Here is a 12,120-nt window from a genome sequence, read left to right as displayed (position 1 = left end):
GCCCGTCACGCCGATCGGCGGCTATGCCGGGTGGATGATGCTGAACCGGACGATGGCCACCCAGAAAGCGGCCTATGCCGCGTCGGGAGAGCCCGCCCGGAATGTCGAGGCCTTCCGCGAGCGGATCGCGGGCATCACGACGGCCGAAGAGCTTGTCGCGGACCGGCAGCTTTTGTCCGTGGCGCTGGGCGCTTTCGGCCTGCAGGACGATATCAACAGCCGCTATTTCATCACGAGGATCCTGTCCGACGGCACGACCGACTCGACGGATCTGGCGAACCGGGTGTCGAACAAGGCCTACCTGTCGCTGGCGCGGGTTTTCGGCTTCGGTGACGGAACCGTCCATACCGGAGACGAAGGCTTCGCGGATCTTATCACCGCGCAATACCTCGACCGGTCCTTTGAGGTCGCGGTGGGCGACAGCAACGAGAGCTTTCGCTTCGCGCTGAATGCCCAGCGCGAGCTGGCCGCGCTGGCCACGGATGGGTCGTCGGACGCGACGCGGTGGTTCAGCGTTCTGGGGTCGAAACCGCTGCGGACGGTGTTCGAGACGGCCTTCGGCCTTCCGACAGCTTTCGGCGCGATCGACATCGACCTGCAGCTCGAGACGATGCGTGACCGCGCCGACCGCTACTTCGGTTCGCGCGATTTCGCGCAGTTCAGCGATCCCGATACCCTTGATCGCCTGGTCCGCCAGTATCTCGCCCGCGCCGATGCCAGCGGCACGCAGACCGGTCTCAGCGGGGCAGCGATCGCGGTGCAACTGCTGGGCGGTGCCTGACATCGGGCAGTGCCTGACACCTCACTGCCGTGGGGCGCAGCCGACGGCTCTGGCCGGGCGCCTTGGCTGGCGCCAAGGTCCCGAGGGGGATTGTGTGCCGCCATCGGGGCGCGTCGTGATGGATTGCGCGACGCCACGGACCTTGCGGTGCCATGCACGGCGCGTCGTGCTCCGCTGCGTGTCGCGAAGCCTTGCGCGTCGCGTAGCCTTGCGTGTCGCGAAGCGTTACGGGTCGCGAACCGTCATGGGCCACGAAACTCTGTGCGCCGGAAAGCGCTGCGCGTCCCGGCACCGCGCGCGTGGCCACCCGGGGTGAGACTCGATGCAGCGCGTGGCGATGGACCGTGGGGCGATCGTGACGGCAGGTCGGGACCGTACAGCCGCCCGGTCCCGTTGTCTCGCGGACGGCGGTCACGGCCGGGCGCGCGGCGGCACCTCGAACGGCCCGGGCGGGATCATGCTGGGCAGGAAGGTGTCGGCCGAGGCGCGATCCCAGCGGCGATGCCACTCCCAAAGCTCTTCGACCTCGGTCTCCGCCAGCAGGAAACCTTCCGGCAGGTAGGGATAGGCCTGGTTGCCGTCGAGGAAGTCGTCCCGTTTGCGGAACATGAAGTGATACGGCATGAAGCTGCGCGGATCTTCCAGCCCGGCGGCGCCGGCGATCTCGGCCAGGGCGTGCAGGGTGTTGCGGTGGAACCGCGCCACCCGTTCGGACTTGTCGCCGACGTCGAGCGCGCGCTGGCGCAGCGGGTCCTGGGTCGCGATGCCGACGGGGCAGGTGTTGGTGTGGCACGACTGCGCCTGGATGCAGCCGATTGCGAACATGTAGCCCCGGGCCGAGTTGCACCAGTCCGCCCCCAGCGCGAGAGCGCGCGCAAGGTCGTAGGCGGTCACGATCTTGCCGGCCGCGCCGATCTTGATCCGCTCGCGCAGCCCCGCGCCGCGCAGGCTGTTGTGCACGAAATGCAGCCCATCCATCATCGGCATGCCGACCCGGTTGGCGAATTCCAGCGGGGCCGAGCCGGTGCCGCCTTCCTTGCCGTCGACGACGATGAAGTCGGGGGTGACGCCGGTCTTCAGCATCGCCTTGACCATGCACATGAATTCGCGCCGGTGCCCGATGCACAGCTTCAGGCCGACGGGCTTGCCGCCCGACAGATCGCGCAGCTGCTTGACGAAGTCCATCATCCCGACCGGGGTCGAGAAGGTCGAGTGCGCGGCCGGCGACACGCAGTCGATCCCCATCGGGATGCCGCGGGCCTCGGCGATCTCGGGCGAGATCTTGGCGGCCGGCAGCATGCCGCCGTGGCCGGGCTTGGCGCCCTGGCTCAGCTTGATCTCGATCATCTTGACCTGCGGATCGCGCGCCTGGGCCGCGAATTTCTCGGGGTCGAAGCCGCCGTCGTCGCGCCGGCAGCCGAAATAGCCCGAGGCGACCTGGTAGATCAGGTCGCCGCCGCCCGCCCGGTGATAGCGCGAGATCCCGCCCTCGCCGGTGTCATGGGCGAAGCCGCCAAGCTTGGCACCGGTGTTCAGGGCCTGGATCGCGTTGGCCGAGAGCGAGCCGAAGCTCATCGCCGAGATGTTGTAGATCGACGAATCGTAGGGCTGGGTGCAGTCGGGCCCGCCGATGTGGATGCGGAAGTCGCTGTCGCGGATCACCTTCGGCACCACCGAATGCGTCAGCCAGCTGTAGCCCGGATCGTAGACCCGCTCGGTCGTGCCGAAGGGGCGCTTGTCCTCGACCCCCTTGGCGCGCTGGTAGACCAGGCTGCGCATCTCGCGCGAGAACGGCTCTTCGTCCTTGTCGGATTCGATCAGGTACTGGCGGATCTCGGGGCGGAAATCCTCGAACAGGAAGCGGATGTGGCCGATCACCGGGTAGTTGCGCAGGATCGAATGGCGGCTCTGGACCAGGTCGTTGATGCCAAGCCCGAACAGCGCGGCGAAGGCCAGGAACGGCAGCAGCATCCAGGCCGACCACAGGCTGAGGGCAAGGAACGCCACGGCCAGAACCCCGCAGAGGGCGAAGGTCGCGTAGCGGTTCATCAGGCGGATCTTCTGCATCAGGCGTCTCTCGGGTGGCCTCGGAACCCCCCGACCTTGGGCCGAAGCGCGCCCGGCTGTCCAGCCCGCCCCGGCGACAGCCGCGCGGGGCGCGCGACGTCCCGAAGGGTCATGGTACGGGCGGGGGGACTCGAACCCCCACGGCCTTCCGGCCAAGGCATTTTAAGTGCCGTGTGTCTACCATTCCACCACGCCCGCAGATGGCCCGGATGTCCTAGCCCGACCGGCCCGCGACGGCAATCGCGGTCGCGCCGCAGCGGCCGCCAAGCTCATGCCGGCAAGGTCGGGCGACGACCGTCAGGCGGGCGCAGTCAGCCCAGCCCGGTCTCCTTCACCGTCTCCATCGCCACATAGGTCGAGGTCGAGGCGACATGCGGCAGGGTCGAGATCCGTTCGGCCAGCACCCGGCGGTATTCCGAGATGTCGCCGGTGCGCACCTTCAGCAGATAATCGAAGCCGCCGGCGATCATGTGGCACTCCTCGACCTCGGGCAGGGCGCGCACGGCGCGGTTGAAGGCCTGCAGGGCCGCCTCGCGGGTGTCGGCCAGCCGGCATTCGACGAAGGCGACATGCGCCTGCCCCATCCGGATCGGGTTCAGCATCGCGCGATAGCCCGCGATCACCCCGGTATCCTCCAGCCGTTTGACCCGCGCCTGCACCGGCGATTTCGTCAGCCCGACCCAGCGCGCAAGCTCGGTGTGGCTCATGCGCCCGTCCGTCGCCAGGGCGGCGAGTATCGCGCGGTCGAACCTGTCGAGCTCTGCCGGGCCGTTCGTCATGAAAACCTCCAAGTCTTCAGGCGAAGCGCCTGTCAAAACCCGATATGCGGGCGAACTGGCTTTGATCATCGCGCTATCATGGGCGTGACGCAACCCTCCCGCCATGGATGCCGCCGATGACCGCGCCCCACCTGTCCAGCTTTGCCCAGGATCCCCTCGCCGCGATCGACGCCGGCACCCTCGCGCCCGAGGCCGTGCTGCTGCCGCGGCTGATCGAGGCGGCGGCCCTGACGTCGCGGGCGCGGGCCGCGATCTCGGCTAGGGGCGCCCAGCTGGTGCGGCAGATCCGCAGCGGCGCGAAGCCGGGGCTGATGGAGGTGTTCCTTGCCGAGTACGGCCTGTCGACGGACGAGGGCATCGCGCTGATGTGCCTGGCCGAGGCGCTGCTGCGCGTTCCCGATGCGCCGACGATGGACGCGCTGATCGAGGACAAGATCGCCCCCTCGGACTGGTCGCGCCACCTTGGCCATTCGGCCTCGCCGCTGGTCAACGCCTCGACCTGGGCGCTGATGCTGACCGGCCGGGTGCTCGAGGAGCGCGAGCCGGGCCTTGCGGGCCATCTGCGCGGGGCGGTGCGGCGGCTGGGCGAGCCGGTGATCCGCGCGGCCACGCAGCGGGCGATGAAGGAGATGGGCCGCCAGTTCGTGCTGGGAGAGAGCATCGGCGCGGCGATGACCCGGGCCGCGACGCGCGAGGCCGAGGGCTATACCTACAGCTACGACATGCTGGGCGAGGCGGCGAAGACCGCCGCCGACGCGCGCCGCTATGCCCAAAGCTACGGCGCCGCGATCGACGCGATCGCGCGGGGCTGCACGAAGCCGGACATCCGCGACAATCCCGGCATCTCGGTCAAGTTCTCGGCGCTGCATCCGCGCTACGAGGTCGCGCAGGAGGCGCGGGTGATGGCCGAGCTGGTGCCGGTGGTGCGCGATCTCGCGCGCAAGGCGGCGGCCGCGAACATGGGCTTCACCGTCGATGCCGAAGAGGCCGACCGGCTGGTGCTGTCGCTGAAGGTGATCGAGGCGGTGCTGGCCGACGACGGGCTGGCGGGCTGGGACGGGTTCGGCGTCGTGGTGCAGGCCTATGGCCGGCGCTGCGGCGCGACGATTGACTGGCTGCACGGGCTTGCCACCCGGCTTGACCGCAGGATCATGCTGCGGCTGGTCAAGGGCGCCTACTGGGACGGCGAGGTCAAGCGCGCGCAGGTGCTGGGGCTGGACAGCTTCCCGGTCTTCACCCGCAAGGCGGCGACCGATGTCAGCTACATCGCCAATGCCCGCAGGCTGTTGGGCATGACCGACCGGATCTACCCGATGTTCGCCGGCCACAATGCCCATACCGTGGCCGCGATACTCGAGATGGCGACCGATCGCGGCGCGTTCGAATTCCAGCGCCTGCACGGCATGGGTGAGCGGCTGCACGACATCGTCCACCGTGCCGAGGGCACGCGCTGCCGCATCTACGCCCCAGTCGGCGCGCATCGGGACCTGCTGGCCTATCTCGTGCGCAGGCTCCTTGAGAATGGGGCGAATTCCAGCTTCGTGCACCAGATCGTCGACGAAAGCGTCGCGCCCGAGACCGTCGCCGCCTGTCCCTTCGCCGCGATCGAGGCGCTGCTGCCCGCGCCCGAGAATGCCGGGCTGCGCACCGGGCCATCGCTGTTCCCCGATCGCGGCAATGCCGCTGGGTTCGACCTGACCTGCGCGCCGACGCTGCACCGGATCGCGGCCGCGCGCCGGCTGCCCGGCGTGCCCGCCGCGCCGCTTGTCGCGGGGCCCGTGGCGGGCGGCACGCGCTATCTCGCGCACAACCCTGCGACCGGCGCGCCCCTTGCCGAGGTGACGCCGGCGAGTGCCGCCGATGTCGAGACCGCCTTCGCCGCCGCCCGCCCCTGGGACGATGCGCCCGAGGCGCGCGCCGCGGTGCTGGTGCGGGCGGCCGCGCTTTACGAGGCCGAATTCGGGCCGATCTTCGCGCTGCTCGCGGCCGAGGCCGGCAAGACCCAGGCCGATGCCGTGGCCGAGCTGCGCGAGGCGGTCGATTTCCTGCGGTACTACGCGGCGCGGATCCCGACGCTGACCGGCAGCCCGCGCGGCATCGTCACCTGCATCAGCCCGTGGAACTTCCCGCTGGCGATCTTCACCGGTCAGGTCGCCGCGGCGCTGGCCGCGGGCAACGCGGTGCTGGCCAAGCCGGCCGAGCAGACGCCGCTGATCGCCGATCTCGCGGTGCGGCTGCTGCACCGGGCAGGCGTGCCGGCGGCGACGCTGCAGCTGCTGCCCGGCGACGGCCCGACGGTCGGTGCGCCGCTCGCCGCCGATCCGCGGGTGGGGGCCGTGGCCTTCACCGGCTCGACCGAGACCGCGCAGGCGATCCGCGCCGCCATGGCCGAGCGCTGCGTTCCGGGCACGCCCCTGATCGCCGAGACCGGCGGGCTGAACGCGATGATCGTCGATTCGACCGCGCTGCCGGAACAGGCGGTGCGCGACATCGTCGCGTCGGCCTTCCAGTCGGCCGGCCAGCGCTGCTCGGCGCTGCGCTGCCTTTATGTCCAGCAGGACATCGCGCCGGCGCTGATCGAGATGCTGGAAGGCGCGATGGACCAGCTGTCGCTGGGCGATCCCTGGCACCTGGCGACCGACATCGGCCCGGTGATCGACGCGGCCGCCGCCGACGGCATCCGCGCCCATGTCACGACCGCCCGGTCCGAGGGTCGGCTGCTCAAGCAGCTGCAGGCGCCCGGGCAGGGCCATTTCATCGGCCCCGCGCTGATCCGCGTTCCCGGCATCGCGGCGCTCCGGCACGAGGTCTTCGGGCCGGTCCTGCACGTCGCGACCTTCCGCGCGGGCGAGATCCCGCAGGTGCTGCAGGCGATCGCCGCCACCGGCTACGGGCTGACCTTCGGGCTTCACAGCCGGATCGACGACCGCGTGCAGGAGGTGACCGAGGCGGTCGCCGCCGGCAACCTCTATGTCAACCGCAACCAGATCGGTGCCGTGGTCGGCAGCCAGCCCTTCGGCGGCGAGGGGCTGTCCGGCACCGGCCCGAAGGCGGGCGGCCCGGACTACCTCGCGCGGTTCCGCGGCCAGCCGGCGCCGATGCAGGGCCGTGCCGCGACCGGCGAGGAGCCTGCGCTCGCGCCCCGCATCGCGGCGGCGCGGCCCGCGCCGGGCGCGATCGCGGTGCAGGACCTGCCGGGTCCGACGGGCGAATCGAACCGGTTGTCGCACCACCCGCGCCTGCCGGTGCTGTGCCTGGGCCCCGGCGTCGCGGCGGCCGAGGCGCAGGCGGTGGCGATCCGCGGCTTCGGCGGGGTGGCGGTGACCGCGCCGGGCACCGTGCCGCCCGCCGCGCTGGCATCGCTCGACGGCTTCTCGGCCGTGGTCTTCTGGGGCGATGCAGAGACCGCGCGGGCCTATGACCGGGCGCTGGCGGGCCGCGCGGGGCCGATCCTGCCGCTGGTCACCGGCCAGCCCGATCGCGGCCATGCGCTGCTCGAGCGGCACCTGTGCATCGATACCACGGCCTCGGGTGGCAACGCCCAGCTGCTGGCCGAGGCCGGTGGCCGCTGACCGGGCTGCCCCGTCCTGCCCCCATCCTGCCCCCCGGCCTGTCTGATGACGGCGGGACGGGGGCTTGACGGCGACTGAACTCGGCGGTCTAGCTCGGCGCCATGTTCCCGATCCGCGACCACAATCCCTCGCGCCGCCCGGCGCATGTCACGCGGTTGCTGATCGCGGTCAACGTGGGGGTGTTCCTGCTGACATGGCCGGCTTTCGCCGACGACCGGGGCCTGCTGCAGCTTTGGGTCGACTGGGCGCTGATCCCGGCGGCGGTCAGCCAGGGCTACCAGTGGCACAGCGTCCTCAGCTCGATGTTCCTGCATGCCGGGGTGATGCACCTGGGCGGCAACATGCTGTTCCTGTGGATCTTCGGCGACAACCTCGAGGACGAGATGGGCCGGCTGCGCTACCTGGCCTTCTACCTCGCCTGCGGCGTGATCTCGGGGCTGGCGCATGTGCTGGCCGATCCGTCCAGCACGGTGCCGACCGTCGGCGCCTCGGGGGCGATCGCGGGCGTGATGGGAGGCTATCTGCTGATGTTCCCGCGCGCCCGCATCGACGTGCTGCTGATCTTCGTGATCTTCTTCAAGGTCATCCAGGTCCGGGCCTGGGCGGTGCTGGGGATCTGGTTCGCGATCCAGCTGGTGCTGGGCACCCGCGGCGCGCCGGGCGCGGGCGTGGCCTACTGGGCCCATGCCGGCGGCTTCGTCGCCGGGGCGATCCTGTGCCTGCCGCTGTGGCTGCGCCGGGGCGGGCCGCGGTTCTGGCGCCTGACCGGCGGCCGCCCGCCGCATGCCCCGGCACTGGCGCCGACGCATGTGCCCCGCGTCGCCCGCCGCCGGCCCTGACCCGGCGCAGGCGCTCAGGCGTGCCCGGCCGCCGAGGACAGCCCCGAGGGATCGACCCCGAGGCTGCGCAGCGCGGCCTCCCACTTGCCGCCGTCGCCCTCGCCGAACACGAGGTCGGGCGAGGCATCGGCGGTCAGCCAGCCGTTCTGCAGGATCTCGGATTCCAGCTGCCCCGGCCCCCAGCCGGCATAGCCGAGCGCCATCAGCGACCGGCGCGGACCGCCGCCGCGCGCCAGCGCGACAAGGATGTCGACCGTCGCCGTCATCGCGAAGCGGTCGTCCACCTTCAGCGTCGCGTCCGAGCCGGGATAGTCGCCCGAATGCAGCACGAAGCCGCGGCCATGCTCGACCGGGCCGCCCATGTGCACGCGGATCTCGCGGCTTTCGGGGCCGCGGGCGATGCCAAGCTGATCAAGCAGCTCGGGGAAGCTGATCTCGCGCACGGGCTTGTTCACGATCAGGCCCATCGCCCCCTCGGGGCTGTGCACGCACAGGAACACCACGCTGCGGTCGAAGGGGGAATCCCCCATGCCGGGCATGGCCACGAGAAGCTTGCCGGTCAGGTCGAGGTTGCTTTCCATGGCCAGAAGCTTGGCACCCGCTGCGGCATCGTCAAGGACCGCCGGACATGCCGCGGTGTCGCAGCGGCCACAGCGGCAGGTTCTGGCGCAAACGTGACTTCCGCTCGGGCGCCGCCTGCACGACTTTGGCGCCATGACAGCCCAGATCCGTCCCGCCCAGATCCTGCGCCGCCTTGCCGGTGTCCTCGTCGCGCTGAGCCTGGCCGCGCCCGCGGCGCAGGCGGGGCCGAAGATCGCCGACATGGTCCAGGCCGAGTTGCTGCCGGGCTGGCAGACCGCCTCGGGCACCCGGATCGCCGCGCTGCGGCTGACGCTGGCAGACGGCTGGAAGACGTATTGGCGCAGCCCCGGCGATGCCGGCATCCCGCCGGACTTCAACTGGTCGGGGTCGTCGAACCTTGGCTCGGTCGCGCTTCGCTGGCCCACGCCCGAGGTCTTCGATCTCAACGGCATGCGCTCGATCGGCTACAAGCACGAGCTGGTGCTGCCGGTCGAGGTCACGCCCCGCGACCCGTCGCAGCCGGTCAATCTGCATGCCGAGATCGACATCGGCGTCTGCCGCGACATCTGCGTGCCGGTCAGCCTGCGCGCGGCCATCGACCTCGCGGGCGAGGGCACGCCGGACCCGGCGATCCGCGCGGCGCTGGCGCGCCAGCCGGTGCGTGGCCGCGACGCGGGTCTGCGCGGCATCGACTGCGCGGTCGAGCCGACGTCGGACGGGCTGCGCGTCACCGCCACGCTGTCGCTGCCCGCCCCGCGCGGCACCGGACAGGTCGCGGGCCCCGCCGGGGCGACCGACAGCGGCGAGATCGCGGTGTTCGAACCCGCGGACCCGACGATCTGGGTCTCGGACAGCGAGACGCACCGCGACGGCGGCCAGCTTGTTGCCTCGTCCGACCTCGTGCCCTCGACCGCGGGCCCGGTGATGCTCGACCGCTCGAAGCTGCGCATCACCGTGCTCAGCCCCGGCCGGGCCGTCGAGGTCGCCGGCTGCAACGGCTGAGCGCGGCCCCGGGCGCCGGTGGCGGCGTCATCAAACTGATATCGAACTGCAACGTCAGGGTCACATCGCGCCCCTAAGCACCCCCTCGAGACATCGAAGCGGAATCCCGCGCCGGATTCCCCGAACATCCGAGGGACAGACATGCTCCGCAACGCGACGGTTTCCGCGATCGCCCTGATCGCCACCCTGGCCACCGCCCAGGCGCAGGCCGCCACCGAGATCACCTGGTGGCACGGCATGGGCGGCAAGAACCAGGAGGTCATCAACGAGATCTCCAAGCGCTTCAACGAGTCGCAGCAGGCCTGCGCGCTGACCCCGGTGTCGCGCGGCACCTATGAGGAGGCGCTGGCCTCGGGCATCGCCGCCTTCCGCTCGGGCGAGCAGCCCAACATCCTGCAGGTCTTCGATGCGGGCGCGGCCACGATCATGAACGCCCCGGGCGCCACGATCCCGGCCGAGGACCTGATCACCAAGGCCGGCTACAGCTTCGACCGCGATGCCTTCGTCAACGGCGTGCGCTATTTCTACGCCGACGCGAACGGCAAGTTCGTCGGCATGCCGTTCAACTCGTCCGCGCCGATCATGTACACCAACACCGAGGCCTTCGAGAAAGCCGGCGTCGCGCCGCCGAAGACCTGGGAAGAGTTCGAGACGATCGCGCCGAAGCTGAAGGCGGCGGGCTACATCCCGCTGGTCGGCAGCCAGCTGACCTGGATGTTCTTCGAGAACTTCTTCTCGCGCAACAACGTGCAGATGGCGTCGAACACCAACGGCTACGACTCGGTCGAGGGCACGACGATCAACGCGACCGACCCGAACCTGCTGATGATGTGGACCAAGCTGAAGGAATGGCACGACGCCGGCCTCTTCGGCTTCTACGGTGCCGGCTGGTCCGACAACCAGGCCCCGTTCGAACAGGGCAAGGTCGCGATGTGGATCGGCTCGTCGGGGTCGTTCGGCGGGCTGCAGTCGACCGCCACCATGCCGTTCTCGGCCGATTTCCTGCCCTACTGGTCCTCGATCGAGGGCGCGGGCACCAACAGCTTCATCGGCGGCGCCGCGCTCTTCGCGATGGCCGGCCACGACGAGGCGCAGAACAAGTGCACCGCCGATTTCTTCCAGTTCCTGACCTCGCCCGAGATCCAGGTCTTCTACCACAAGGCCACGGGCTACGTGCCGATCACCACCGCCGCCTACGAGCTGGCGAAATCGGAAGGCTACTACGACGAGAAGCCGGTGGCCGAGGTCGGCATCAAGCAGCTGACCCTGCCGGGCGGCGAGTGGTCGAAGGGCTATCGCCTGGGCTTCTACCCGCAGATCCGCTCGATCGAGGAGCGCGAGTTCAACCGCATCTTCTCGGGCGAGACCTCGGTCGAGGACGCGTTCGAGACGATCAAGTCGGAAGGCGACGCGCTTCTGGCCCGCTTCGCCAAGACCGCCGGCTGATCCGGGTCGCGACCCCGCGCCGGGGCCGGGGGCATGACCCCCGGCCCCGTGCCTTTCCCCATTCCCGCCGACGGAGCCCGCCTTGGCCGATCTGACCGAAAGCCCGCCCCTGCGCGCCGCGCGGGTGCGCCGCAGCCGCGCCCCGGCCGCAGCGCCGGCGCCCGCCAAGCGCGTGCAGTTCGACGCCCCGGTCCTGCCCTGGCTGTTCCTCGCGCCGCAGCTGATCGTGGTGGCGGTGTTCTTCTACTGGCCCTCGGTCCAGGCCGTGACCTCGTCCTTCTACATCGAGGACCCGTTCGGCTTCGGCGCCACCTTCGTGGGCCTGTCGAACTACACCGACGCGCTGGGCTCGGCGGAATACCACCGCGTCGCGCGGTTCACCGCCGCCTTCACCGCGATCGTCACCGCGCTCGCGCTCGCGATCGGGCTTCTGCTGGCGGTCAAGGCCGACGCGGTGATCCGCGGTGCCGCGACCTACAAGACGCTGCTGATCGCGGTCTACGCCATCGCGCCGCCGGTCTCGGGGCTGATCGGGATGATGTTCTTCGACATGCACATCGGCCCCTTCGTCACCTTCGCGCGCTGGCTCGGCTGGGACATGCAGGTGGGCCTCGACTATGTCGACACCGCCACCGCGATGATCGCGGTCTCGGTCTGGAAGCAGGTGCCCTACAACTTCATCTTCTTCCTGTCCGGGCTGCAGGCGGTGCCGGTCTCGGTGCGCGAGGCGGCGATGATCGACTGCGCGAGCGGTTGGCGGCGGTTCCGTACCGTGACGCTGCCGCTGCTGGCGCCGACCGCGTTCTTCCTGCTGATCATCAACGTGACCTACGCGCTGTTCGACACCTTCGGGATCATCGACGTGATGCTGAAGGACAAGCCCGCCAACAACCCGGTCACGCTGGTCTACAAGGTCTACAACGACGGCTTCCGCGGCAACGACATCGGCGGGTCCTCGGCGCAGTCGGTGATCCTGATGGTCGTGGTCTTCGCGCTGACCATCCTTCAGTTCCGCTTCCTCGAGAAGCGCATCCACTACGGCTGAGGCCCGC

The 12,120-nt window shown here is 70.3% G+C and carries 9 protein-coding genes and 1 tRNA gene; 6 read left to right on the top strand and 4 right to left on the bottom strand.

Annotation, left to right across the window (positions count from 1 at the left end; genetic code table 11):
- Positions 1–37 precede the first annotated feature (37 nt).
- Positions 38–781 carry a DUF1217 domain-containing protein gene (locus V8J39_RS15605; RefSeq protein ID WP_336461853.1) on the top strand — a complete coding sequence of 248 codons (744 nt, stop codon included), beginning with the start codon at positions 38–40 and terminating at the stop codon, positions 779–781.
- A gap of 411 nt (positions 782–1,192) precedes the next feature.
- Here V8J39_RS15605 and V8J39_RS15600 read toward each other — a convergent pair whose 3' ends face one another.
- The 3 genes from V8J39_RS15600 to V8J39_RS15590 all read right to left on the bottom strand — a co-directional run bounded on the left by V8J39_RS15600 (position 1,193) and on the right by V8J39_RS15590 (position 3,627).
- A complete protein-coding gene (locus V8J39_RS15600; protein ID WP_336461852.1) occupies positions 1,193–2,848 on the bottom strand; it encodes an FMN-binding glutamate synthase family protein in 1,656 nt (551 codons plus the stop codon).
- Between the two features lie 112 nt (positions 2,849–2,960).
- Positions 2,961–3,046 (bottom strand) — tRNA-Leu (locus V8J39_RS15595).
- A 113-nt stretch (positions 3,047–3,159) separates the two neighbouring features.
- The gene (locus V8J39_RS15590) at positions 3,160–3,627 is read right to left on the bottom strand and encodes an Lrp/AsnC family transcriptional regulator (protein ID WP_336461851.1); all 468 of its coding nucleotides are present in this window, start codon (positions 3,625–3,627) and stop codon (positions 3,160–3,162) included.
- A gap of 116 nt (positions 3,628–3,743) precedes the next feature.
- Here V8J39_RS15590 and putA point away from each other — a divergent pair, with 116 nt between their 5' ends.
- Positions 3,744–7,199 carry a bifunctional proline dehydrogenase/L-glutamate gamma-semialdehyde dehydrogenase PutA gene (gene putA, locus V8J39_RS15585; protein WP_336461850.1) on the top strand — a complete coding sequence of 1,152 codons (3,456 nt, stop codon included), beginning with the start codon at positions 3,744–3,746 and terminating at the stop codon, positions 7,197–7,199.
- 101 nt (positions 7,200–7,300) lie between these two features.
- Complete coding sequence (locus tag V8J39_RS15580; RefSeq protein WP_336461849.1) at positions 7,301–8,038, top strand: rhomboid family intramembrane serine protease; 738 nt, start codon at positions 7,301–7,303, stop codon at positions 8,036–8,038.
- Between the two features lie 14 nt (positions 8,039–8,052).
- Here the strand turns inward: V8J39_RS15580 and V8J39_RS15575 are convergent, their stop codons facing one another.
- Positions 8,053–8,619, bottom strand: coding sequence for a YqgE/AlgH family protein (locus V8J39_RS15575; RefSeq protein WP_336461848.1), 567 nt, complete (start codon positions 8,617–8,619; stop codon positions 8,053–8,055).
- 133 nt (positions 8,620–8,752) lie between these two features.
- Here V8J39_RS15575 and V8J39_RS15570 point away from each other — a divergent pair, with 133 nt between their 5' ends.
- From V8J39_RS15570 to V8J39_RS15560, 3 genes are all read left to right on the top strand, one after another.
- Positions 8,753–9,622: a protein-disulfide reductase DsbD domain-containing protein gene (locus tag V8J39_RS15570; RefSeq protein WP_336461847.1), complete on the top strand. Its 870-nt coding sequence runs from the start codon at positions 8,753–8,755 to the stop codon at positions 9,620–9,622.
- Positions 9,623–9,763: 141 nt separating this feature from the next.
- On the top strand, positions 9,764–11,068 hold the full coding sequence (locus V8J39_RS15565; RefSeq protein WP_336461846.1) for an extracellular solute-binding protein: 1,305 nt from the start codon (positions 9,764–9,766) through the stop codon (positions 11,066–11,068).
- A 91-nt stretch (positions 11,069–11,159) separates the two neighbouring features.
- The gene (locus V8J39_RS15560) at positions 11,160–12,113 is read left to right on the top strand and encodes a carbohydrate ABC transporter permease (RefSeq protein WP_442902603.1); all 954 of its coding nucleotides are present in this window, start codon (positions 11,160–11,162) and stop codon (positions 12,111–12,113) included.
- Positions 12,114–12,120: the final 7 nt, after the last annotated feature.

Origin of the sequence: Frigidibacter sp. MR17.24, from assembly GCF_037095655.1 — a bacterium.
GTDB lineage: Bacteria > Pseudomonadota > Alphaproteobacteria > Rhodobacterales > Rhodobacteraceae > Frigidibacter.
This window is presented reverse-complemented; position numbering and strand designations above follow the sequence as displayed.